This window comes from Pseudomonas sp. B21-010, from assembly GCF_024749325.1.
Lineage (GTDB): Bacteria > Pseudomonadota > Gammaproteobacteria > Pseudomonadales > Pseudomonadaceae > Aquipseudomonas > Aquipseudomonas kilonensis.
The window spans coordinates 2,076,373-2,100,468 of the sequence record NZ_CP087198.1 but is presented as its reverse complement, the minus strand read 5'-3'; the positions used below and the strand labels follow the sequence as shown (position 1 = coordinate 2,100,468).

The 24,096-nt window shown below is 61.7% G+C and carries 22 protein-coding genes and 1 other RNA gene; 15 read left to right on the top strand and 8 right to left on the bottom strand.

Features of this window, described 5'->3' with window-relative positions:
- From LOY50_RS09295 to LOY50_RS09240, 12 genes are all read left to right on the top strand, one after another.
- Positions 1-186 (top strand): CcoQ/FixQ family Cbb3-type cytochrome c oxidase assembly chaperone, encoded by a 186-nt coding sequence (locus tag LOY50_RS09295; protein WP_003183474.1) that lies wholly within the window; start codon positions 1-3, stop codon positions 184-186.
- A complete protein-coding gene (gene ccoP / locus LOY50_RS09290) occupies positions 183-1,166 on the top strand; it encodes a cytochrome-c oxidase, cbb3-type subunit III (RefSeq protein WP_003199603.1) in 984 nt (327 codons plus the stop codon). Before LOY50_RS09295 ends, ccoP begins: the two co-directional genes overlap by 4 nt.
- A 151-nt stretch (positions 1,167-1,317) precedes the next feature.
- Positions 1,318-1,572 (top strand): type II toxin-antitoxin system Phd/YefM family antitoxin, encoded by a 255-nt coding sequence (locus LOY50_RS09285; protein WP_258690696.1) that lies wholly within the window; start codon positions 1,318-1,320, stop codon positions 1,570-1,572.
- Positions 1,573-1,983, top strand: coding sequence for a type II toxin-antitoxin system VapC family toxin (locus LOY50_RS09280; RefSeq protein ID WP_258690695.1), 411 nt, complete (start codon positions 1,573-1,575; stop codon positions 1,981-1,983). It begins immediately after the preceding gene.
- Positions 1,984-2,414: 431 nt separating this feature from the next.
- Positions 2,415-3,830 carry a cytochrome c oxidase accessory protein CcoG gene (gene ccoG / locus LOY50_RS09275; protein WP_214508890.1) on the top strand — a complete coding sequence of 472 codons (1,416 nt, stop codon included), beginning with the start codon at positions 2,415-2,417 and terminating at the stop codon, positions 3,828-3,830.
- A gap of 11 nt (positions 3,831-3,841) precedes the next feature.
- The gene (locus tag LOY50_RS09270) at positions 3,842-4,381 is read left to right on the top strand and encodes a FixH family protein (protein WP_214508889.1); all 540 of its coding nucleotides are present in this window, start codon (positions 3,842-3,844) and stop codon (positions 4,379-4,381) included.
- A 165-nt stretch (positions 4,382-4,546) separates the two neighbouring features.
- Positions 4,547-6,997, top strand: coding sequence for a heavy metal translocating P-type ATPase (locus LOY50_RS09265; protein ID WP_258690694.1), 2,451 nt, complete (start codon positions 4,547-4,549; stop codon positions 6,995-6,997).
- Positions 6,998-7,021: 24 nt separating this feature from the next.
- On the top strand, positions 7,022-7,240 hold the full coding sequence (ccoS, locus tag LOY50_RS09260; protein WP_003183505.1) for a cbb3-type cytochrome oxidase assembly protein CcoS: 219 nt from the start codon (positions 7,022-7,024) through the stop codon (positions 7,238-7,240).
- Positions 7,233-7,916: a sulfite exporter TauE/SafE family protein gene (locus LOY50_RS09255; protein ID WP_046065274.1), complete on the top strand. Its 684-nt coding sequence runs from the start codon at positions 7,233-7,235 to the stop codon at positions 7,914-7,916. The genes ccoS and LOY50_RS09255 overlap by 8 nt, the downstream gene beginning before the upstream one ends.
- A gap of 283 nt (positions 7,917-8,199) precedes the next feature.
- Positions 8,200-9,582: an oxygen-independent coproporphyrinogen III oxidase gene (gene hemN, locus LOY50_RS09250; RefSeq protein ID WP_258690693.1), complete on the top strand. Its 1,383-nt coding sequence runs from the start codon at positions 8,200-8,202 to the stop codon at positions 9,580-9,582.
- Positions 9,583-9,676: 94 nt separating this feature from the next.
- Positions 9,677-10,411: a fumarate/nitrate reduction transcriptional regulator Fnr gene (fnr, locus tag LOY50_RS09245; protein WP_018608622.1), complete on the top strand. Its 735-nt coding sequence runs from the start codon at positions 9,677-9,679 to the stop codon at positions 10,409-10,411.
- A gap of 76 nt (positions 10,412-10,487) precedes the next feature.
- A complete protein-coding gene (locus tag LOY50_RS09240; protein WP_003199587.1) occupies positions 10,488-11,036 on the top strand; it encodes an adenine phosphoribosyltransferase in 549 nt (182 codons plus the stop codon).
- 124 nt (positions 11,037-11,160) lie between these two features.
- Here LOY50_RS09240 and recR read toward each other — a convergent pair whose 3' ends face one another.
- The 4 genes from recR to dnaX all read right to left on the bottom strand — a co-directional run bounded on the left by recR (position 11,161) and on the right by dnaX (position 15,549).
- Positions 11,161-11,763, bottom strand: coding sequence for a recombination mediator RecR (gene recR, locus LOY50_RS09235; RefSeq protein ID WP_003199585.1), 603 nt, complete (start codon positions 11,761-11,763; stop codon positions 11,161-11,163).
- Between the two features lie 66 nt (positions 11,764-11,829).
- Complete coding sequence (locus LOY50_RS09230; protein WP_258690692.1) at positions 11,830-12,858, bottom strand: NADP-dependent oxidoreductase; 1,029 nt, start codon at positions 12,856-12,858, stop codon at positions 11,830-11,832.
- A gap of 212 nt (positions 12,859-13,070) precedes the next feature.
- A complete protein-coding gene (locus LOY50_RS09225) occupies positions 13,071-13,409 on the bottom strand; it encodes a YbaB/EbfC family nucleoid-associated protein (protein ID WP_214508885.1) in 339 nt (112 codons plus the stop codon).
- Positions 13,410-13,473: 64 nt separating this feature from the next.
- Entirely contained in the window at positions 13,474-15,549 is a 2,076-nt protein-coding gene (gene dnaX / locus LOY50_RS09220) for a DNA polymerase III subunit gamma/tau (RefSeq protein WP_258690691.1), read from the bottom strand.
- 143 nt (positions 15,550-15,692) lie between these two features.
- Between dnaX and LOY50_RS09215 the strand changes: the two genes are divergently transcribed.
- Positions 15,693-16,463, top strand: a complete 771-nt coding sequence (locus tag LOY50_RS09215; RefSeq protein WP_258690690.1) for an ABC transporter substrate-binding protein — start codon at positions 15,693-15,695, stop codon at positions 16,461-16,463.
- On the opposite strand, the gene LOY50_RS09210 is transcribed toward LOY50_RS09215, so the two are convergent.
- Positions 16,409-18,157, bottom strand: coding sequence for a bifunctional diguanylate cyclase/phosphodiesterase (locus tag LOY50_RS09210; RefSeq protein WP_258690689.1), 1,749 nt, complete (start codon positions 18,155-18,157; stop codon positions 16,409-16,411). The genes LOY50_RS09215 and LOY50_RS09210 overlap by 55 nt on opposite strands.
- A gap of 338 nt (positions 18,158-18,495) precedes the next feature.
- On the opposite strand from LOY50_RS09210, the gene LOY50_RS09205 reads away from it, so the two are divergent.
- Both LOY50_RS09205 and LOY50_RS09200 read left to right on the top strand, forming a co-directional pair.
- Complete coding sequence (locus tag LOY50_RS09205) at positions 18,496-18,810, top strand: helix-turn-helix domain-containing protein (RefSeq protein WP_253472845.1); 315 nt, start codon at positions 18,496-18,498, stop codon at positions 18,808-18,810.
- Between the two features lie 201 nt (positions 18,811-19,011).
- Positions 19,012-19,518, top strand: a complete 507-nt coding sequence (locus tag LOY50_RS09200) for a DUF4823 domain-containing protein (protein WP_253472842.1) — start codon at positions 19,012-19,014, stop codon at positions 19,516-19,518.
- Between the two features lie 192 nt (positions 19,519-19,710).
- Here LOY50_RS09200 and ffs read toward each other — a convergent pair.
- The 3 genes from ffs to ligA all read right to left on the bottom strand — a co-directional run bounded on the left by ffs (position 19,711) and on the right by ligA (position 24,038).
- Positions 19,711-19,807, bottom strand: an RNA gene (gene ffs / locus LOY50_RS09195) — signal recognition particle sRNA small type.
- 453 nt (positions 19,808-20,260) lie between these two features.
- Positions 20,261-21,421 carry a putative zinc-binding metallopeptidase gene (locus LOY50_RS09190; RefSeq protein ID WP_258690688.1) on the bottom strand — a complete coding sequence of 387 codons (1,161 nt, stop codon included), beginning with the start codon at positions 21,419-21,421 and terminating at the stop codon, positions 20,261-20,263.
- A 259-nt stretch (positions 21,422-21,680) separates the two neighbouring features.
- Complete coding sequence (ligA, locus tag LOY50_RS09185) at positions 21,681-24,038, bottom strand: NAD-dependent DNA ligase LigA (RefSeq protein WP_258690687.1); 2,358 nt, start codon at positions 24,036-24,038, stop codon at positions 21,681-21,683.
- Positions 24,039-24,096 lie beyond the last annotated feature (58 nt).

Below are 24,096 nucleotides of genomic sequence, written 5' to 3'. Positions count from 1 at the left end.
ATGGATATCGGGATGATTCGCGGCCTGGGCACCGTCGTCGTGATGGTGGCCTTCATCGGTCTGGCCCTGTGGGTGTTCAGCCCCAAGCGCAAGTCGGAGTTTGACGACGCGACCTTGCTGCCGTTCGCGGATGATCCCGAAGCCATCAAGCACGTCGAGCAAGCTTCTAGGAGTAACAAAGAATGACTACATTCTGGAGTCTGTACGTCACAGTCCTCAGCCTGGGAACGATCTTCTCCCTGACCTGGCTGCTGCTGTCGACCCGCAAGGGCCAGCGCGCCGAGCAGACGGACGAGACCGTCGGCCACTCGTTCGACGGGATCGAGGAGTACGACAACCCACTGCCGAAATGGTGGTTCATGCTGTTCGTGGGCACCATCGTGTTCGCCCTCGGTTACCTGGTGCTCTACCCTGGCCTGGGTAACTGGAAAGGCCTGCTGCCAGGCTACAACTACCTGGACACCGAAAAGCAGACCGCCTTCGCCAACGGCCAGACCGGCTGGACGGGCGTTCACGAGTGGGAAAAGGAAATGGCTCGCTCGGACGCCAAGTTCGGTCCGATCTTCGCCAAGTTCGCCTCCATGCCGATCGAAGAAGTCGCCAAGGACCCGCAAGCCCTGAAGATGGGTGGCCGCCTGTTCGCCTCCAACTGCTCGGTTTGCCACGGTTCCGACGCCAAGGGTGCCTATGGCTTCCCCAACCTGACCGACGCCGACTGGCGCTGGGGCGGTGAGCCGGAAACCATCAAGACCACCATCATGGGCGGTCGTCACGCCGTGATGCCGGGCTGGGCTGCCGTGGTCGGCGAGCAAGGCGTCGCTGACGTGGCTTCCTACCTGGTGACCAGCCTGCACGGCCGTAAACTGCCGGAAGGCGCCAAGGCCGATCCGGCCAACGGCCAGAAACTGTTCGCGGCCAACTGCGTGGCCTGTCACGGCCCAGCCGGCAAAGGCACGCCCGCCATGGGCGCACCTGACCTGACGCACCCTGCGGCGTTCATCTACGGTTCGAGCTTCGCTCAACTGCAGCAGACCATCCGTTACGGCCGCCAGGGCCAGATGCCTGCCCAGGCTGACCTGCAAGGCAACGACAAGGTCCACTTGCTGGCCGCCTATGTCTATAGCCTGTCTCATGGCGAAAAGGCTCCGGCCGCTGACGCCCAGTAAGACAAGTAGCTGATACACCAAAGGCCCCGCCAATCTGATTGGCGGGGCCTTTTTGTTACCGGCCGAAAAACCTGGGTAAATCTGTTTCGCTTGCCGGCCAACCACCCCGGTAGTAACGTGCCTACATTCAAGTTCAAACGAGGACACCTCCATGTCCATCACCACCATCTCCAGCCGCGAATTCAACCACGACACAAGTGGTGCCAAAAAAGCCACCCGTGAAGGGCCGGTGATCATCACCGACCGTGGCAAGCCGGCCCATGTACTGCTAAGCATTGAGGAGTACCTGAAACTGACCGGCATCGGCACCAGCATTGTCGAGTTGCTGGTCATGCCCGATGCGCCGGACATCGACTTCGATACCGAGCGTGCCGTCATCGCCCCCCGCTCGGTGGACCTGTCCTGAATGTTTCTACTCGATACCAATGTCATCTCGGAGCTGCGCAAACCCCAGGCAGACAAAAACGTCCAAGCCTGGGCGCGCAGCGTCCCTGCTCCCAGCCTGTATGTCTCGGCGATCACCGTACTGGAACTGGAAACCGGCGTGCTGCGCTTCGAACGCAAGGACCCGACGCAGGGCAGTCGCCTGCGGGCCTGGCTGGATAATCATGTGATGCCTGCCTTTGCCGGCCGGATCCTGGCCGTGGACCGTGCCGTCACATTGCGTTGCGCTCGCCTGCATGTGCCTGACCGCAGCAATGAATGCGATGCGTTGATCGCCGCCACCGCCCTGGTTCATGGGTTGACCGTGGTGACCCGCAACGTGAGTGATTTTCAAAGCAGCGGCGTGGCGGTGCTCAACCCGTGGGTTGGCTGATTACAAGGTGGCCTTTTGTGGCGAGGGAGCTTGCTCCCGCTGGGGGGCGGTGTAGGAGCTGTCGAGTGCAACGAGGCTGCGATCTTTCCACTGACAATTGAGTCGAGAGCGAAAGATCAAGATCAAAAGATCGCAGCCTTCGGCAGCTCCTACGCGCAGCCGAGCGGGAGCAAGCTCCCTCGCCACGAAACAGAACAGCCTGCAGAGCGCGCTCTTCGTTTCGCCGACGTTATGAAATAGCTATAGTCAATTGATCTGAGTCATGACTTGTTACATCCACTACACCATTCTATGCAGACCCCCAACGCGACCAAAGGTCGCACCCTTGGGCTAGAGCGACAGGCGTATCATTGCGCCACCGCAACACCCTTTCTGACCGTGGTCGGCACGTACTGGCCACGGCACTTTTCCACTGCCGTGGGATGCATTTGATGAGTAACCAGATTCCGGTACATGACGTCACCCCGCCTGCCAAGGACGCGAACAAAAGCGTCGACCTGTATGCCTCTCGGGAAAAAATCTACACCCGCGCCTTCACCGGTCTGTTCCGCAACCTGCGAATGGCTGGCGGCGCGCTCTTGTTCCTGCTGTATTTCGGTACGGTCTGGCTGAACTGGGGTGGCCATCAGGCCGTCTGGTGGAACCTGCCGGAGCGCAAATTCTTTATTTTCGGCGCCACCTTCTGGCCCCAGGATTTCATCCTGCTGTCCGGGATGTTGATCATTGCCGCCTTTGGCCTGTTTTTCATCACGGTCTATGCAGGACGAGTGTGGTGTGGCTACACCTGCCCACAGAGCGTGTGGACCTGGATCTTCATGTGGTGCGAAAAAGTCACCGAAGGCGACCGCAACCAGCGCATCAAGCTCGACAAGGCCCCCATGGGCGCCAACAAATTCCTGCGCAAGCTCACCAAGCACAGCCTGTGGCTGCTGATCGGCTTCGTCACCGGCATGACCTTTGTTGGTTACTTCACGCCAATCCGCGAACTGGTGTTCGAGTTCTTTACCGGCCAGGCCGATGGCTGGTCGTATTTCTGGGTGGGTTTCTTCACCCTCGCCACCTACGGCAACGCTGGCTGGCTGCGTGAGCAAGTGTGTATCTACATGTGCCCTTACGCACGCTTCCAGAGCGTGATGTTCGACAAGGACACCTTGATCGTTTCCTACGACCCGCGTCGTGGCGAAAGCCGTGGCCCGCGCAAGAAGGGCGTTGACTACAAAGCCCTGGGCCTGGGGGATTGCATCGACTGCACCATGTGCGTCCAGGTCTGCCCTACCGGTATCGACATCCGCGACGGCCTGCAGATCGAGTGCATCGGCTGCGCAGCCTGCATCGATGCCTGCGACAACATCATGGACAAGATGGATTATCCACGCGGCCTGATCAGCTACACCACCGAACACAACCTTTCGGGGCAGAAAACCCATAAACTGCGCCCGCGCCTGATCGGTTATGCCTTGGTGCTGCTGACCATGATGAGCCTGTTGGCGGCGGCGTTCTTCATGCGCTCGCTGGTGGGTTTCGACGTCAGCAAGGACCGCGTGCTCTTCCGCGAAAACGCCGAAGGCCGAATCGAGAACGTCTACAGCCTGAAGATCATGAACAAAGACCAACGCGACCATACCTACGTCCTGGAAGCCGCCGGCCTGCCCGACCTCAAGCTGCAAGGCCGGCGGGAAATCAAGGTCGCGGCCGGCGAGATCTACAGCCAGCCGGTCGAGCTGTCCAGCGCACCGGAACAACTGCCATCGAGCACCAACGAGGTGACCTTCATCCTCAAGGACGCCGATGACGAAAGCGTACATGTCGAAGCCAAGAGCCGGTTCATCGGCCCACAAACTCGTTGAGAGAACTGAACATGCCTGCAGCAACCGCCACCAGCCCTTGGTACAAGCACCTCTGGCCGTGGATCATCATCGCGATCCTGACCTGTTCGGTGACACTGAGCCTGACGATGGTGACCATTGCGGTGAAGAACCCGGACAACCTGGTCAACGACAACTATTACGAAGCCGGCAAGGGCATCAACCGCTCGCTGGAGCGCGAATTGCTGGCCCAGACCCTGCAACTGCGTGCCAACGTGCAAATGGACGAACTCACCGGTGAAGTGAACCTGCGCCTGAACGGCAACAGCCGTCCCCAGACCCTGGAACTGAGCCTGATCTCGCCGACCCAACCGGAGAAGGACCGCAAGATCGTCCTGACCCGCAACGACAGCGAACCGGGGCGCTACGTCGGTCAGTTGGCGGACAAGATCGAAGGCCGGCGCTTTGTCGAATTGCTGGGGGTGGAGAACGACAAGACCTGGCGCCTGTTCGAAGAAGAACAGATCAATCACGGCCAGGACCTCTTGCTCGGCGATGAACCGCTGCAAGGCGCTGAAGACCTGAAAAAGTAAACCAGACGACAGCCCCTGTAGGAGCTGCCGAGCGAAGCGAGACTGCGATCTTTCCCTTGCTGCTTGAGTCCCAAGCGAAAGATCAAAAGATCGCAGCCTTCGGCAGCTCCTACAGTTTGTGTACCTCCTTGCAAGCCCACTATGCCAGGCCTTCATGCGATACCCATGACCACTCCACAGCCCTGCTACCACTGCGCCCTGCCCGTCCCCCCCGGCAGTCGCTTCACCGCCGTTGTCCTCGGTGAAACCCGCGAGCTGTGCTGCCCGGGCTGCCAGGCGGTGGCCGAGGCCATTGTCGCCGGTGGCCTGGAAAGTTATTACCAGCATCGCAGCGAAGCGTCGGCCAACCCCGAATCCCTGCCCGTCCAGTTGACCGATGAACTGGCCCTGTACGATCGCCCAGACGTGCAGCAATCATTCGTGCGCCATGAAGGCGAACTGGCCGAAACCACCCTGTTGATGGAAGGCATCAGTTGCGCCGCCTGCGGCTGGTTGATTGAAAAACAATTACGCAGCCTGCCGGCCGTGGCCGAAGCGCGACTGAACCTGTCCAATCATCGCCTGCATGTACGCTGGGCCGACGCTCAACTGCCGCTGAGCACGCTGCTCGCCGAATTGCGCCAGATCGGCTATGTCGCCCACCCGTACCAGGCCGACCAGGCCTGTGAACAACTCGCCGCACAAAACCGCCTGGCCCTGCGCCAATTGGGTGTGGCCGGTCTGTTGTGGTTCCAGGCGATGATGGCGACCATGGCCACCTGGCCGGAATTCAACATCGACCTGAGCCCGGAGATGCACACCATCCTGCGCTGGGTTGCCCTGTTCCTCACCACGCCCATCGTCTTCTATAGCTGCGCGCCGTTCTTCAAAGGCGCCATGCGCGACCTGCGTACCCGCCACCTGACCATGGACGTTTCCGTGTCCCTGGCCATCGGCAGCGCCTACGTTGCCGGGATCTGGACGTCGATTACCGGCGTCGGCGAGTTGTACTTCGACGCCGTGGGCATGTTTGCCCTGTTCCTGTTGGCCGGCCGTTACCTGGAACGCCGGGCCCGGGAGCGCACAGCTGCCGCCACCGCCCAACTGGTCAATCTGTTGCCGGCCTCGTGCCTGCGCCTGGAGGATAACGGCCAGAGTGAACGCATCCTGCTCAGCGAATTGCGCACCGGTGACCGGGTGCTGGTGCATCCCGGGGCAGTCCTGCCGGCCGATGGCAGGATCCTGGAGGGGCAGTCCAGCATCGACGAATCGCTGCTGACCGGTGAATACCTGCCACAGCCTCGCCAGGTGGGCGACGCGGTCACCGCCGGCACGCTGAACGTCGAAGGGGCCTTGACGGTCGAGGTGCTGGCCCTCGGGCAAGACACCCGACTGTCGGCCATCGTGCGGCTGCTGGAGCGGGCCCAGGCCGAGAAGCCACGGCTGGCGGAAATCGCCGACCGCGCCGCCCAATGGTTCTTGCTGTTCTCCTTGGTCGCCGCTGCCGTCATCGGGCTGGTGTGGTGGCAACTGGACGCTTCGCGCGCGTTTTGGATCGTCCTGGCGATGCTGGTCGCCACCTGCCCTTGCGCGTTATCCCTCGCCACGCCGACCGCCCTCACCGCCGCTACCGGCACCTTGCACAAGCTCGGCCTGCTGCTGACGCGCGGTCATGTGCTGGAAGGCCTGAACCAGATCGACACGGTGATTTTCGACAAGACCGGTACCCTCACCGAAGGCCGCCTGGCGTTGCGCGCCATTCGGCCATTGGCGGCCCTCGACAGCGATCAATGCCTGGGCTTGGCCGCGGCCCTGGAAAACCGCTCGGAACACCCTATCGCCCGCGCCTTCGGCCGCGCGCCACTGGCCGCCGAGCAGGTACACAGCACCCCGGGGCTGGGGCTGGAAGGCCTCGTGGCAGAACAGCGCCTGCGCATCGGCCAACCCGGTTTTGTCTGCGAACTCAGTGGCGCGACGGTGCCGGTGATGCCGGATGAACCCGGGCAGTGGCTGTTGCTGGGCGATGAGATCGGGCCCCTGGCCTGGTTCGTCCTCGATGACCGCTTGCGCGTCGATGCCCCAGCCCTGCTGGCGGCCTGCAAGGCACGGGGCTGGCGGACGCTGCTGTTGTCGGGTGACAGTTCGCCCATGGTTGCCAGCGTCGCCGGCGAGCTGGGTATCGATGAGGCTCGCGGCGGGCTGCGCCCGGACGACAAACTGGCCGTGTTGCAGCAGTTGCACCAACAGGGCCGCAAGGTGCTGATGCTCGGCGATGGGGTGAACGACGTGCCCGTGCTGGCGGCGGCGGACATCAGTGTTGCCATGGGCTCGGCCACCGACCTGGCCAAGACCAGCGCCGACGCGGTGCTGCTGTCCAACCGCCTCGACGCCCTGATCCACGCCTTCAGCCTGGCTCGACGCACCCGCCGGGTGATCATTGAGAACCTGGTGTGGGCAGGGCTGTACAATGGCCTCATGTTGCCGTTCGCCGCCCTCGGCTGGATTACGCCGGTGTGGGCGGCGGTCGGCATGTCCATCAGTTCGTTGACCGTGGTGTTGAATGCGCTGAGGCTGACGCGTCAGCCCAAGACGCAGGTTTTCGACGCCACGCCCGATACCCGCCCGCTGCCGGCCTGAGCCGCGCGGGCATGGAGTTCCGACATGCCAGCTCTCTACGTGATGATCCCGGCCGCGCTGCTGATCGTGGCCATCGCCGTGTACATTTTCTTCTGGGCCGTGGACAGCGGCCAGTACGACGACCTCGACGGGCCGGCCCACAGCATTCTGTTCGACGACCAGGACCCGAACCACAAGGCGGCGGTGGACGAAGCCAGTGGCGAGGCCCGCAAGCCGGACGACAAGGCTCCGCCCCATGCTTGATCTGGCGCCACTGTTGGTTTCGGCGGTTATCCTTGGCCTGCTCGGCGGCGGCCACTGCCTGGGCATGTGCGGCGGCCTGATGGGCGCCCTGACCCTGGCGATCCCCAAGGAACAACGCAGCCGGCGCTTTCGGTTGCTACTGGCGTACAACCTGGGGCGGATCCTGAGCTACGCCACCGCCGGGTTGCTGATTGGCCTGGCCGGTTGGGCCGTGTCCAACAGTCCGGCAGCGATGATCATGCGGGTGCTGGCCGGCTTGCTGTTGATTGCCATGGGCTTGTACCTGGCGGGCTGGTGGAGCGGCCTGACGCGCATCGAAAGCGTGGGGCGTGGTTTGTGGCGGCACATCCAACCCGTCGCCAACCGTTTGCTGCCGGTGTCGAGCCTGCCCCGGGCCTTGCTGCTCGGCGCGCTGTGGGGCTGGCTGCCGTGCGGCCTGGTCTACAGCACCCTGCTCTGGTCCGCCAGCCAGGGCAATGCGCTGGACAGCGCGTTGCTGATGCTCGCCTTCGGCCTGGGCACCTGGCCGGTACTGCTCGCCACCGGCCTGGCCGCCGAACGCGTCACCGCCCTACTGCGCAAACGCAGCGTGCGCATGGCCGGTGGTTTGTTGGTGATTATTTTCGGGATATGGACACTGCCGGGGCCGCATCAACATTGGCTCATGGGGCATTGACCAAGTCGCCCCCAATCGCGAGCAGGCTCGCTCCCACAGGAGACGTGTGAGCGCCCCAGATCAAATGTGGGAGCGAGCTTGCTCGCGATAGCGGTGGTTCAGCTGACATCCCTGCTGGATGTGCCGCCGTCATCGCGAGCAGGCTCGGCTCCCACAGGTCATGCGTCGCCCTCAAAAACCATGCACACCCTCCTTCGCAGCGAGCCCGTTGACGCAAATCAAAACGGCCACGCCCACGCGCCCCTAGACTCGCCCCATGCCAGTCTATCCGGGGAATGCCCGCATGCTCGACACCATTTGTTGGGACTCAGATCTCATCCGCCGTTACGACCTGGCGGGACCACGCTACACCTCGTACCCCACTGCGGCGCAGTTCGCCAGCCAAGTGGGCACCTTCGACCTGCTCCACGCCCTGCGCGACAGCCGCAAGGCCCTGCGGCCGTTGTCGCTGTATGTGCACATACCGTTCTGCGCGAACATCTGCTACTACTGCGCCTGCAACAAAGTCATCACCAAGGACCGCGGTCGTGCCCACGCCTATCTGCAGCGCCTGGAACAGGAAATACAACTGATCGGTTGCCACCTGGACCCCACGCAGCGCGTAGAACAGCTGCACTTTGGCGGCGGTACCCCGACGTTCCTCAGCCACGACGAACTGCGCCAACTGATGGCCAAGCTGCGCAAGCATCTGAACCTGCTGGACGACGATTCCGGCGACTACGGCATCGAAATCGACCCCAGGGAGGCCGACTGGTCGACCATGGGCCTGTTGCGTGAACTGGGTTTCAACCGGGTCAGTATCGGCCTGCAAGACCTTGATCCAGCGGTGCAGCGAGCCGTCAATCGCCTGCAAAGCCTGGAAGAAACCCGTGCCGTGGTCGAAGCCGCCCGGACCTTGCAGTTCCGTTCGATCAACATCGATCTGATCTACGGCCTGCCCAAGCAGACCCCGGAAAACTTCGCCCGCACCGTCCAGGAAGTCATCCATCTGCAACCGGACCGGCTCTCGGTGTTCAACTACGCCCACCTGCCGGAACGCTTCATGCCCCAGCGGCGCATAAACAGCCAGGACTTGCCGAACCCGGAGCAGAAACTGGCGATGCTGCAAGACACCATCGAACAACTGACCGCCGCCGGTTACCGCTATGTCGGCATGGACCACTTCGCCCTGCCCGACGACGAACTGGCAATCGCCCAGGAAGAGGCTACGTTGCAGCGCAACTTCCAGGGCTACACCACCCATGGCCATTGCGACCTGGTCGGCCTTGGCGTGTCAGCCATCAGCCAGATCGGCGATTTGTACTGCCAGAACAGCAGTGACCTGAACCATTACCAGAACACTCTCGCCGACGGGCAACTGGCGACCAGTCGCGGGCTGATCTGCAACGCTGACGACCGGCTGCGGCGCGCGGTGATCCAGCAGTTGATCTGTCATTTCCACCTGCCTTTCGCCGAGATCGAGCAAACCTTCAACATCGACTTTCGCGGTTACTTCGCGCCGCAGTGGCCGCAATTGCAAGCCATGGCTGCGGATGGACTGATCGAGCTGGATAACACCCACATCCGGGTATTGCCCGCCGGGCGCCTGCTGGTGCGATCGGTGTGCATGGTGTTCGATGCCTATCTGGACCTGCACAATCGCCAACGCTTCTCCCGCGTCATCTGAGCGCGACAATTTGACGACGAAACCACGCTGGCCGGACTGTCTGCTCTGGGGTACCCTTACGCCTTATGCGTGATTTCCCACAAGGATTTAAGAAATGTCCGAGCCAGTCAAACTGCGCGCCCACAACCAGGCCCATTGCAAGGATTGCAGCCTGGCCCCCCTCTGCCTGCCACTTTCGCTGAATCTGGAGGACATGGACGCGCTGGACGACATCGTTAAACGGGGCCGCCCGTTGAAAAAAGGTGAATTCCTGTTTCGCCAGGGCGATACCTTCGATTCGGTCTATGCGGTGCGCTCGGGCGCCTTGAAGACCTTCAACCTGAGCGACGGCGGCGAAGAACAGCTCACCGGCTTCCACCTGCCCAGCGAACTGGTGGGCCTGTCCGGCATGGACACCGAGTCCCACCCAGTCTCGGCCCAGGCGCTGGAAACCACCTCGGTGTGCGAAATTCCCTTCGATCGCCTGGACGAGTTGTCCATACAGCTGCCGCAACTGCGCCGCCAGTTGATGCGGGTCATGAGCCGGGAAATTCGTGACGATCAGCAAATGATGCTGCTGCTTTCGAAAAAAACCGCCGACGAGCGTATCGCCACGTTCCTGGTCAACCTCTCGGCACGCTTCCGCGCCCGCGGGTTCTCGGCCAACCAGTTCCGCTTGAGCATGTCGCGCAACGAAATCGGCAACTACCTGGGCCTGGCGGTGGAAACCGTGTCCAGGGTATTCACCCGCTTCCAGCAGAACGAGTTGATTGCCGCCGAAGGCAAGGAAATTCACATTCTCGACCCGATCCAGCTCTGCGCCCTGGCCGGCGGCTCGATCGAAGGCTGATGGCCGCGCGCGGCTGAGGGATGTTCCCAGCCGCGCTATACTGCCGTGTTTGCAGCTCAGCCAGGACACCTCCACGATGGTCTTTGACTCCTTCGATATCAAATCCCTGATCCGCCCGGTGATCGATTTCCCCAAGCCCGGCGTGATCTTTCGCGACATTACCCCTCTGTTCCAATCCCCAACCGCCCTGCGACTGGTCATGGACAGTTTCGCCCACCGGTACGTCGAGGCCGAGTTCACTCATATCGGCGCGATGGATGCGCGGGGTTTCCTGATTGGCTCGATCCTGGCCTATCAGTTGAACAAACCGCTGATCTTGTTCCGCAAGCAAGGCAAGCTGCCGGCCGATGTGCTGGCCGAGGGTTACCAGACCGAATACGGCGAAGCCTTCCTTGAAGTGCACGCCGATAGCTTGTGCGAGGGTGATTCGGTGGTGATGTTCGATGACCTGATCGCCACTGGCGGCACGCTGATCGCCGCCGCCAACCTGATCCGCCGCATGGGCGCCAAGGTCCACGAAGCCGCGGCGATCATCGACCTGCCGGAGCTGCTCGGCTCCCAGCGCCTGGAAGACATGGGGATACCGACGTTCTGCCTGACGCAGTTCTCGCTCAGCGAAAAATAATGGTCGAGTGAGTCACCCTGTGGGAGCGAGCTTGCTCGCGATAGCGGTGTGTCAGCCAACATAGATATTGGCTGGTCTACCGCTATCGCGAGCAAGCTCGCTCCCACAGGGATTTGTGTTGCTGTTACAAGGCGATCGGCTTGCGCCCCGCAAACGAATGCGCCAGTGTCCCGCCATCCACCAACTCAAGCTCCCCACCCAGCGGCACGCCGTGGGCGATGCGTGAGGCGATCAGGCCTTTGTTGTTGAGCAGTTGGGCGATGTAATGGGCGGTGGCTTCGCCTTCGACCGTCGGGTTCGTAGCAAGGATGACTTCCGTGAAAGTACCCGCTTCTTCGATCCGCGCGATCAACTGTGGAATGCCGATGGCTTCAGGCCCCAAGCCATCAAGCGGTGACAAGTGGCCCTTGAGCACGAAATAACGGCCACGAAAACCGGTCTGCTCCACCGCGTACACATCCATCGGCCCCTCCACCACGCAAAGCAGGCTGTCGTCCCGACGCGGGTCGGCACATTGTGGGCAGAGATCGTCTTCAGTGAGGGTGCGGCACAAACGGCAATGCCCTACGCCTTCCATGGCCTGGCTCAGGGCCTGGGCCAGGCGTGAACCGCCGCTGCGATCACGCTCGAGCAATTGCAACGCCATGCGCTGGGCAGTTTTCTGACCTACACCCGGCAACGTTCGCAGGGCATCGATCAGTTGGCGAATCAAAGGGCTGAAGCTCATGGAGGAAATGTCCGACATAACAACGAGACGCGGTTTATACCCGCGCCTCCGATTAGCGTCAAATACTCAATCCTGCGCGACCCGCACCACCAACTTGCCGAAATTGCGCCCTTCCAACAACCCGATAAACGCCTGTGGCGCATTCTCAAGGCCATCGACCACGTCCTCACGGAACTTGACCTTGCCATCACGCACCCAAGAGGCCATGGCGCTGATGAACTCCGGCTGACGGTCACCGTAGTCATCAAACACGATAAACCCCTGGATCCGCACACGCTTGTTAAGCAACGTGCGCTGCAACTGCGGCAAGCGATCCGGGCCGCTCGGCGCTTGATGATCGTTGTAGGAAGCGATCAGGCCACAGAGCGGGATCCGCGCCTTGGCGTTGAGCAGCGGCACGACGGCATCGAAAACCTTGCCACCGACGTTTTCGTAATAGATATCGATGCCCTTGTCGCAAGCCTGCGCCAGCTCCTCGGCAAAACGTGCGCTCTTGTGATCGACACAGGCGTCAAACCCCAGCTCGTCGACCACGTACTTGCATTTCTCGCTGCCACCCGCGACGCCGACGACACGCAGGCCCTTGATCTTCGCCACCTGGCCGACCACCGAGCCCACCGCACCCGAGGCCGCCGCCACCACCAGGGTCTCCCCGGCCCTGGGTTGGCCAATGTCCATCAGCCCCATGTAAGCGGTCATGCCCGGCATGCCCAGCACCCCCAAGGCCATCGACGGGCTCGGCAGCCCCGAAGGGATGGGCATCACGTTGCGCCCATCGCTGATGCTGTGGCTCTGCCAACCGGTGGCCCCCACCACCAGATCACCCTCCTGGAATTTCGGGTGCATCGAGCGTTCCACGCGGCTGACGGCGCCGCCGGTCATCACCTCGTCGATTTTTACCGGAGCAGCGTAGGAAGGCGCGTCACTCATTCGCCCGCGCATGTAAGGGTCCAGGGACAGGAACTGCGTCTTGAGCAGAATTTGTCCCTCCGCCAGATCCGGCAGTGTCACGTGTTCAAGACGAAAATTTTCCGGCGTGGGCACCCCTTGGGGGCGGGAGGCCAGGACGATGCGCTGACTGGAAAGCGATGACATGGATGCGTCTCCTTGTTCGTTGAGCGGACACGTATAGGAAGCAGACCATTGCCGAAGGGGCGGCGTTCGATGTTTGTTCAACGGGTACTTGTGGGAGCAAGGCTTGCTCCCACAGCTAAGGTTTCTGTCACCGCTCGCCCCTACGACAGAAACAAAAATGCCAGGCGCGATGCCTGGCATTGTGTGTAGCCCATCCCGACCGGGATGGCGAATCAGAACGGCAGTTTCATGCCCGGCGGCAGTTGCATGCCGGCCGTCACGCCAGACATCTTGTCCTGGCTGTTGGCTTCGATCTTGCGCACCGCGTCATTGACGGCGGCGGCGAACAGGGCTTCGAGCATTTCCTTGTCGTCTTCGCTCAGGCCTTCGACCACGCTTGGGTCGATGCTGACGCGCTTGATGTCGTGGCGACCGGTCATGACCACGGTCACCATGTCGCCGCCGGACTTGCCGGTGACTTCGGCGTTGGCCAGTTCTTCCTGCATCTTGGCCATTTTTTCCTGCATCTGCTGCGCCTGCTTCATCAGGCCGGCCATGCCACCTTTCATCATGGGAATCACCTCGAAAGTACTTGGATAAACAACGCGCCCGGCCCGTTCGGCCCGGCGCCTTCAGTTATGAGCCCTGCGTGACCGGGGCCTCGACAGGTTCGATAGTATCGTGACGAACCACGGCGCCGAACTGTTGCATCATCTGCTGGATGAATGGATCACCGTGGATCGACTCCTCGGCTTCGCGCTGACGGTCGGCACGGCGCCGGGACGCGGCCTGGGCCGGGGTCTCCTGCTCAGGCTTGATCAGCTCGATGGTCAGCGTCAGGGTGCGCTGGTGATACTGGTTCAGCGCATCGTTGAGGCGACGTTGCTGGGTCGCGTTGAACAGTGCGCTGTGGGCCGGGTCCAGGTGCAGCAGCCAGTGGTCGCCTTCTACGGCCATCAGCGTGCAGTTGGCGGCGATGCTGCCGGTCATGCCGCTGATCGGCAGTTTAGGAAACAGTTCCAGCCATTGCAGGGCCAGGCCGGTGGCTGGCATCGCCGCGGGTTCCGGCTCGGGCTCCGGGGCCGGCTCAGCGGCGTGCTCGCTGGCCAAGTCGTCCAGGTAGCTGTAGGCCGAATCCATGTCTGGCTCGATGTAATCCTCGTCCAGCGGCGGTTCGTCGTCCTGGTCGAGGCCTGGCGTGGCGACATCGACGTCGGCCACTGTCGGTTCGGGCACCGGCGCGGCGACCCACTCAGGCGCATCGGGCACCACGCTGTCGGGCGTCGGCAAAGGCATCGGCGGCAACTCGGGCTGCTCGGCGATGGTCTCCAGGACCGGCTCCACGGCAGGTTGCTGGGCAACCTCGGGCTCGATCGGATCGTTCCAGGGCAGATCGACAACGGCTTCGGCGACCGGCTCGGGCAGCGCCTCGACGACCGGTTCAGGTTCTGGCTCAGGGACCGCGACAACAGGCGTCGGGGTCGGTGGTGCCACAGGTGCCGGCGCTACCGGAGCCGAAGCCACTGCCGGCGCAACGACGGGCGCGGCAGCCACTGGCTTGGCGGAATCAGCTGTGGCTTGGCTGATCCCCACTGGCTTTAGCGCTTGCCTCGGGGCGTCCGCCGTGTCGGCTGGCCGGAACGCCAGCATTCGCAGCAGGACCATTTCGAAGCCGCCGCGCGGATCGGGGGCCAGGGGCAGGTCGCGACGGCCGATCAGGCCCATCTGGTAATAGAACTGCACGTCTTCGGCCGGCAACGCCTGGGCCAGGGCCAGTACGCGATCACGATCGCCGTGACCGTTGTCGACGCCTTCAGGCAGGGCCTGGGCGATGGCGACCCGGTGCAACACGTTGAGAATTTCCGAGAGCACGCCATTCCAGTCAGGGCCCTGCTCGGCCAGGTGACGCACCGCTTCGAGCAGCGCCTTCGCGTCGCCTTCGATCAGCGCATGCAAAACGTCATAGACCTGGCCGTGATCGAGGGTACCGAGCATGGCCCGGACATCCGCGGCCATGACCTTGCCTTCACCGAAAGCGATGGCCTGGTCGGTCAGGCTCATGGCGTCGCGCATCGAACCATCGGCGGCGCGGCCCAGCAGCCACAGCGCATCGTCCTCGAAGGGCACGTTCTCGACGCCCAGTACGTGGGTCAGGTGCTCGACGACCCGTTCCGGCGTCATGTTCTTGAGGGAGAACTGCAGGCACCGCGACAAAATCGTTGCAGGAAGCTTCTGCGGGTCGGTGGTCGCCAGGATGAACTTGACGTAGGGCGGCGGCTCCTCAAGGGTCTTGAGCAGCGCATTGAAGGAATGGCTGGAGAGCATGTGCACTTCGTCGATCAGGTAGACCTTGAAGCGCCCACGGCTCGGCGCGTACTGCACGTTGTCGAGCAGCTCGCGGGTGTCTTCGACCTTGGTGCGGCTGGCGGCGTCGATCTCGATCAGGTCGACGAAACGGCCCTCGTCGATTTCCCGGCAGACCGAGCACTCGCCGCAAGGCGTGGAGGTGATGCCGGTTTCACAGTTCAGGCACTTGGCGATGATCCGCGCGATGGTGGTCTTGCCCACGCCACGGGTACCAGTGAACAGGTAGGCATGGTGCAGCCGCTGGCTGTCCAAGGCATTGATCAGAGCCTTGAGCACATGGGTCTGGCCGACCATTTCGCGGAACGAGCGCGGACGCCATTTACGTGCAAGAACCTGATAACTCATCGAAAACCGTCGCAACGAAGGAACATAAGCGGCTAATGCTAGCGGAGCAGGGGCGAAATTGCATCCGGTGTGCTCGTCTAATCTGACTAAGATTGAATCAGGGACTCGGTTGTCGACACGGATTTGCACAGTCAGGAGAGTTTATGCGCTCAGCCATGGGGGCTTTGCTGTTGTTGGGAACCAGTTGCTTTGCCGAGGAGGCACCCTTGCGTTTCGCCGTTACCGACGGCTGGGCGATGCCCATGGTGCAGATCGAACGAGGCCGCCCGACCCAGGGCATCCTTCCCGATGTAATGACCAGCCTGGCGACCCAGATGGGACTGCCAGCGCAATTCCACGTCCTGTCCCGCGCCCGACTGGACGGCGCCATGAAACACGGCGAGATCGACGTACGTTGCTACGTCAGCCCTGACTGGGTGAGTGATAGCGGCAATTATCTGTGGAGCATCCCGTTGTTTTTCCAGCGCGACCTGCTCGTTGCCACGGCAAGCACACCTGCGGCGGTAGCACCGGCAACGCTGGCGCACCAGGCCATAGGCACGGTGCTCGGCTATACCTACCCGACCTTGCAACCCTTGTTCAACAGCGGCCAACTGCACCGAGACGATGCTCGCAGCCAGGAGCAAGTGCTGGCGAAACTGCTGGCCGGCCGCTATAGCTATGCGGTCAGCAACCAATGGGCACTGGACTGGTTCAATCAACGCCATACTGCGGATCGACAACTCCATGCAGTGGCTGTGCTTCAGGAACAGCAGTTGAACTGTTACGTGCGCAACGATCCGAACATTCCAGCGCAACGCATTCTGAGGACCTTGCTGGACATGAAAACCTCCGGGGAAATCGACGCGATCATCCAGCTTTACACTGGCCGCAGTGATGCATCCCAGTCCAGGAGCGAGGCGCCCTCCCCCTGATCGCCCGGCCGCTGCTGCCATTGCAAAGGCGGGATGAAGCCCTGCACCCAGCCGGGTATCTGTTCGGGCGGCATGGGCCGTGCGATGAAATAACCTTGTGCCACCTCACAGCCCAGGTTCAGCAGCAGTTGGCCATGCTCAAGGCTGTCCAACCCTTCGGCGACCACCTCACGGCCAAACGCCCGGGCCAGGCCGATCACCGCTTTGGTCAGTGCCAGGTCGTCGCGGTCATGGAGAATGTCGCGGACAAAGGTCTTGTCGATCTTGATGGTTTGGGTGCGCAGGTGCTTGAGATCATTGAGCGAGCAGTAGCCTGTGCCGAAACCACCCAGCGAAAACCCCACGCCCAAGGCATGGCAGGCCTGGAGGCAAGCGCTGACGTGGGCAAGGTTCTCCACCGCGACCGATTCGACAATCTGCAGATCCAACAGGCGTGGCGGTACCGCCGGATGCCGCTCCAACACCTGTCGCAGCCGCTCGACAAAATCCGCTCGCTGGAAATGCCGCGCCGAGATATTGATGCTCACCGGCCAGCCCTGCCCCGCTTGCTGCCATTGCTGCAACTGGGTCAATACCTGCTCCATGACCCACTCGCCGATCTCGACGATCAGGTCGGTCTCTTCCACCAGCGGCAGGAACTCCCGAGGCGGCACCAGGCCACGTTGCGGATGCTTCCAGCGCAGCAGCGCCTCCAGGCCGACCACGGCGCCATGACGCATGTTGACCTTGGGCTGGAAATGCAGCCGCAACTCATTGCCGGCAAGCGCCTGGCGGACCCGCTCGACGGTCTGGTAAGTGGCTCGCACTTCCTTGTCCCGGGACACATCGAACAAATGGAAACGATTGCGACCGCTTTGCTTGGCCACGTACATCGCCTGGTCGGCGTGGCGCAACAAGGTCTCGGCGTCTTCGTTGTCCCACGGAAACAATGTGACGCCAATGCTGGCGAAGACCTTGATGTCCTTCCCGTCAATGCCATACGGCATGGAAACAGCGATCAACACCCGGTTCAACGCGGCATGCAACTCATCCATCCCACGCACATGGCGCAGCACCAGCACGAACTCATCCCCACCCAGCCGGGCCACCACATCCTCGCCACGCACAATACTGCGCAGGCGCCTGGCGACCTCCACCAGCAGCCGATCGCCACTGGCGTGACCATAGCCGTCATTGACCGCCTTGAAGCCATCGAGGTCGAGCATGCACACTGCCAGGGGCAAGTTTTCCGCACGGGAAAACTCCAGGGCCTGGTCCAGCAGATCGGACAGATAAGTGCGGTTGGGCAGCCCGGTCAGCACATCGTGACCGACTCGCCATTGCAGCGAATGCAGCAGGCGACGCTTTTCGCTGACGTCGAAGCGAATCGCCAGGTAGCGTTCGATGTGCCCTGTTTCGTCATCGATCACCGGCACCAGGGTGGTATCGACCCAGTGCAGCGTACCGTCCTTGGCCCGGTTGCAGATTTCCCCTTTCCAGACCTGGCCCACGGCAATGGTGCGCCACATGGCGCTGAAGAACTCTTCAGGGTGCTGGCCGGAATTGAGCAGGCGATGATTCACGCCCAGCAACTCATCGCGCCGGTAACCAAAAAGGCTGCAAAATTGATCGTTGACGTAGGTGATGCGCCCGCTCAGATCGGTTTCGGAAAAAATCGCGGCGGCGTCAACGGCTCTGCGGTACTTCTTATCCATCGAAGCAGTCATCCATGAGTCAGGCTCATTTGTCGCGCGCGGTTGCACCGCCTCCAAGACAGGCGAAAATCAACTAGGCTCAAACACTTTGAGAACAGCTGGAGCGCGGGCCCTGGTGGTGCCAAGGGAGGGCTTCAGCCCTTGCCTGGTATCGCGGCAAGAAACGCAAGGCCTGGTCTCTGCACACACCCCGGCTTCTGAAGCAGGTCACCAAATACCCGTGCCAAAGGCCGATTCTACGAAACACATCACATTTTGCAAAGCAAGGTGATGGATCACGCGGTTGCCTAATGCGAAAATCTATCGTTAAGTTCTTGATTCTAAATGGGAATTAAGCGATGCGAATTTCAAGTTTGGGTCCAGCCATCAGACGCTACCGCAAAGTAGCAGGGCTTACTCAGGCTGAACTTGGCGAAAAAACCGGTTTTGACCCCAAAACCATCAGCCGCTTCGAAACCGGCACCTACACCCCCAGCGTCGAAGCCTTGCTCCTGCTTGCCAATGTGCTGGATGTACAACTCAAAGCCTTTTTTGCCGACATGGGCGATGAGGACGAACAGCGGGCGTATCTGTTCGGTGTCATACACAAAGCCACCTCCAAGGACCTGGAAAAACTGATCACGGCGGTCGACCAGGCCTTGTCCAAGCCTTGATGCAGATGTGAAAGAGAAGCCGAGGCTGCCGGCGGGAGACAGGCCGGGGTTCTCTTTGCTCGCTCGCCCAATTCCGAGGGCGACGCAAGACACAATGTCACGTTGACATCACTTGCCCCGAGCCCGGACTATCAACGCGTTGATTCCTGCGTCCCCATGACGCCTACAACTCGTCGACACAATAAAATCCCAGGGAACACTGTGCATAAACTTTCGATCATTCTTGTCTCGATACTCGCCACCGGCTGCACCGCCAAATACGCACAACAAGACGTACTCCCCAGCCAGGAAAAACTTGATCGGCAACTGCCCGTCACCATCGCCACACCAGTCGACGGCCGCTACGAAACGACCCCCTACCCGGCATCTGGCGATATGACCGCCGCCGCCGTCAAGACGGCCTTCTCCTATTACACCAACCGTGTAACGGTAATGGGTTCGTGCCGTGAATTGAGCTGCCTGAGACAGAACAGCCCTTCGGGTTACTACGTCATCCCGGAAATCCTGCATTGGGAAGAACGCGCCACAGAATGGTCGGGGCTCCCGGACAAGATTGAAGTAAAACTCGCCATTTATGGCCCGACAGGAGAGCAGCCACTGGGGTCTGCGGTCCTGTCAGGCAAGAGCAAATGGGCGACCTTTGGCGGGGATCATCCGCAGGATCTGCTGCAAGAGCCGATTGCTGAGTATGTGAAAGCTCAATACTGATCCAAGCGCTCTGCGATAGGAGCTCGGTCCGTCGAGCAGGACGGACCGGACCTCTCCATCAGCACTCGCTTGCCCTGGCCGAGGCAAAATCCGGACAGCAGAACACAACGATCGATATCGATCAGCGAAATAAAAGAAATGGTTGGAGTTTGGAAAACCTTGCGAACGAAGGCTCGGGCGTTATGGAGGCAACCCCACCAGCCACACCCCGGCACACAATGTTCCCGCTGTGGCTGCTTCCTTCCGGATCTGACCAGGTTCACGGGTAATCGTTGCGGGGGGACCGATGGGGTCACCATAACGACGCCCGCCTGACGGCGAGCCGCGCCATTGTACCTATCTGGCAAGAAGTTACAACCGTTCGTGCCGGATTAAAAAACTGAAGATGTTCAAGCACTTGCTGTGGGAGCAAAGCTTGCTCGCGATGACATCGGCACATCAGGCATGGATGCAAGCTGACCCACCGTTTTCGCGAGCAAGCTCGCTCCCACAAAAGCTCTGCGCTTGGAAGCCGCCGCTGTGAACAGTCGCCCCCCTTGTGGGAGCAAAGCTTGCTCGCGATGACATCGGCACATCAGGCATGGATGCAAGCTGACCCACCGTTTTCGCGAGCAAGCTCGCTCCCACTAAAGCTCTGCGCTTGGAAGCCGGTGCTGTGAACAGTCGCCCCCCTTGTGGGAGCGAGCTTGCTCGCGAAGGCGTCGGTACATTCAACAGGGTTGCAAGCTGCTTCCACAGAAAACTACAACAGCACCTCATCCGCCCGACCACCCTCCTCCTGGATCACCAGATGGATGAAATGCAGCTTGGTAATAACGGCGGCCGGTACGACAAACGGGTAGAAATCCGGCTGGCCCATGCTGCGGGACAGTTCGTTGAGCATGCCGGCCAACTCGATCCAGGCGTTGACGAACGAGAGGAAGGCCGTACCGCCAGCGTGCTCGGAATCGTATAGGGTTTCGGGCGGGAACGGCTGGTAGTCGAAATCCATTTCCCGGGCGCTCATACCGAACCCCAGGGCGGTGTCCACCGCGTCCATCATGTGCAGGTAATGGGCCCAGGTTTCCGCCCAGTCCTCCCACGGGTGCATGGTGGCATAGGCGCTGACGTAGCGGGTTTGCCAGTCCAGCGGCGCGCCTTGCTGGTAGTGCCGCTCCAGGGCTTCGGCGTAGCTGACGCGCTCATCGCCGAACAGCTCGCGAAAGGCTTCGAGCCAGTGGCTGTTGGCGATCAGCCGGTCCCAGTAATAGTGCCCCACCTCATGCCGGAAATGCCCGAGCAAGGTGCGATACGGCTCACGCATCTGCTGGCGCACGTATTCTCGATGGGCATCGTCAGCTTCTTTGATGTCAAGGGTGATCAGCCCGCTGGCGTGACCGGTGGTGGGTGGCGTGCCGTCGGGGTCGACACCGATGAAATCAAACGCCAAGCCGATGTTTTCGTCGACGGTTTTCGGGATGACAGGCAAGCCGAAAGTAATCAGTTGCGCGACCAGTCGACGCTTGGCGGTCTCGACCTTGCGCCAGCGTTCTGGGTTTTCCGGGATCGACAGGTCGGGAATGGTGCGGTTCAGGCTACAGGCGACGCACAGGGTGTCGTGCCCGTTGTCCGGCAGCAGCCAATTACAGGCCGCCGCGGTGTCGAGGTTGGCGCAACGGCGGAACAGCCCGGCCTGGGGATCAGCGTCCAGCGTCCAGGTCCCGGCTTGCTCGCCAGGTTGCAAGGACGTCAGGCGACTCTGCTCAGGTTGATAACCCAGCGCCGCCAGGCAGGCCAGGCATTGGCTATTGCGAAAAAACAACGACTGGCCACAGCGGCACGGCCAGACCTTGCTGTTACGTGACCGATCGCCCAGGAACGGCGCGGCGATGCGTGAGCTCAGTTGTTCGAAGAAGCGGTACATGGCGATCTCTCCCTGGAGCCTGCAAGACTAGATCACCTTACGTTCATGATCGTTCCAACGCGTTGCGTCATAGACCGTGGGGAGGGAGCTTGCTCCCGCTGGGCTGCACTGTAGGAGCTGTCGAGTGCAACGAGGCTGCGATCTTTCCACTGCCCATTGAGTCGTGAGCGAAAGATCAAGATCAAAAGATCGCAGGCTTCGCCAGCTCCTACAGAGCCCAGCGGGAGCAAGCTCCCTCGCCACAAAAAGCCGAGCGCCCTCAGAACGCGATGCCATGCCCAGTCAAGAAATCGACAAAGGCTTGTTCATCCAGCACCTTGAGCCCCAGCTCGTTGGCCTTGGTCAATTTCGAGCCCGCCCCCGGCCCCGCCACCACGCAGTGGGTTTTCGCCGACACGGAACCGGCGACCTTCGCCCCCAGGCTCTCCAGCTTGTCCTTGGCGACGTCGCGACTCATCAACTCCAGCGAACCGGTCAGCACCCAGGTATGCCCCGCCTCGGGCAAGCCTTCGACGACCTTCTTCTCGCTCTGCCAATGCATGCCAAAGTCGCGCAACTGTTGTTCCGCTGCCTCGGCCTGCTGACGGTTGGTGGCAATGGCGAAGAACTCGCGCACGGCGTTGGCCTGCTTTTCCGGCAACGCCTGGCGCATGTCCAGCCAGTCGGCATTCATCACCGCTTCGAGTGAACCGAACTTGTCTGCCAGTTTCTGCGCCCCGCCCGGCCCGACCGAGGGGATGTTCAGCTTGTCGAGAAAGCCGCCCAGGGTCGTGCTGGCGGAGAACTCGGCGCCCAACTCGCCTTGGTCCTGGATCTCGAGACCGTGGCGCAGCAGGTCCTTGATCACCTGGCGGTTGTGTGGGTCCTCGAAGAAGCTGTGGATCTCGTGGGCCACTTCCAGGCCGACGTCGGGCAAGTAGGTGAGCACCTGGGGCAAAGCCGCCTGCATACGCTCCAGCGAACCAAGAGAGCGAGCCAGGACCTTGGCGGTTTCCTCACCCACGTCCGGGATACCGAGGGCGTAGACGAAACGCGCCAGGCTCGGCTTCTTGCTATCGACAATGGCCGCCAGCAGGTTCTTGCTCGACAGTTCGGCGAAACCCTCCAGGTCGACCACCTGCTCGAAGGTCAGGGCATACAGATCGGCAGGCGAACCCACCAGGCCCTCGTCCACCAGTTGCTCGACGCTCTTCTCGCCCAGGCCCTCGATGTCCATGGCCCGACGCGAGACGAAGTGAATGATCGCCTGCTTGAGCTGCGCACCACAGGCCAGGCGACCGACGCAGCGGTACACCGCGCCTTCGCTGATGGTTTCACGGCCCTTGCTGCGCTTGATCAGTTGCGTGCGCTCGACATGGGAACCACATACCGGGCACTGCTGGGGGATCTCCACGGGGCGGGCATCGTCCGGGCGGCGCTCGGTGATCACTTGCACCACTTGCGGGATCACGTCACCGGCACGACGGATGATCACGGTGTCGCCGATCATCAGGCCCAGGCGCGCCACTTCGTCCATGTTGTGCAAGGTGGCGTTGGCCACGGTCACGCCAGCGACCTTGACCGGCTTGAGGCGCGCCACGGGCGTGACAGCACCGGTGCGGCCGACCTGGAACTCGACGTCCAGCAACTCGGTGAGTTCTTCAGAGGCCGGGAATTTATGAGCGATGGCCCAGCGTGGCTCCCGGGCGCGGAAACCGAGCTCGCGCTGAGAGGCGATGCTGTTGACCTTGAACACCACCCCGTCGATCTCATAAGGCAACGCGTTGCGCCGCTCGCCGATGTCGCGGTAGTAATCCAGGCATTCGTCAATACCGTGGGCCAGCTTCAATTCACGGCTGATGGGCAGGCCCCAGGCCTTGAGCTGCTTGAGATTGCCAATATGGGTATCGGCAATGTCCGCAGTCACCTGGCCGATACCGTAGCAGCAGAATTCCAGCGGGCGGTTGGCGGTGATCTTGGAATCCAGCTGGCGCAGGCTCCCCGCCGCCGCGTTGCGCGGGTTGGCGAAGGTCTTGCCACCCGCTTCCAGTTGCGTAGCGTTGAGGCGCTCGAAGCCGGCCTTGGACATGTACACCTCACCGCGCACTTCCAACACTGGCGGCCAGCCGCTGCCCTGCAACTTGAGAGGGATATTGCGCACGGTACGCACGTTGACACTGATGTCCTCGCCCGTGGTGCCATCACCGCGCGTGGCTCCGCGCACCAGCATGCCGTCCTGATACAACAGGCTGACCGCCAGGCCATCGAGCTTCGGCTCGCAGCTGTATTCCACCGCCGCGCCACCGCCCAGCAAATCGCCCATGGGCAGATCGAGGCCTTCAGTCACCCGCCGGTCGAATTCGCGCATGGTGGTTTCGTCGAAGGCGTTGCCCAGGCTGAGCATCGGGATCTCGTGACGCACCTGGCTGAACGCCGACAGCGCCACGCTGCCGACGCGCTGGGTCGGGGAATCACTGGTCACCAATTCCGGGTGTTGCTCTTCCAGGGCCTTGAGCTCGTGGAACAAGCGGTCGTACTCGGCGTCCGGGATGCTCGGCTCGTCGAGGACGTGGTAGCGGTAGTTGTGCTGATCCAGCTCGGTACGCAGCTTTTGGATGCGGGTTTCAACGGCGTTCATGGGTGTTCTCTCATAAAGCAAAAGAGCAGCCTAAGCTGCTCATTCTCAATACTTCGAT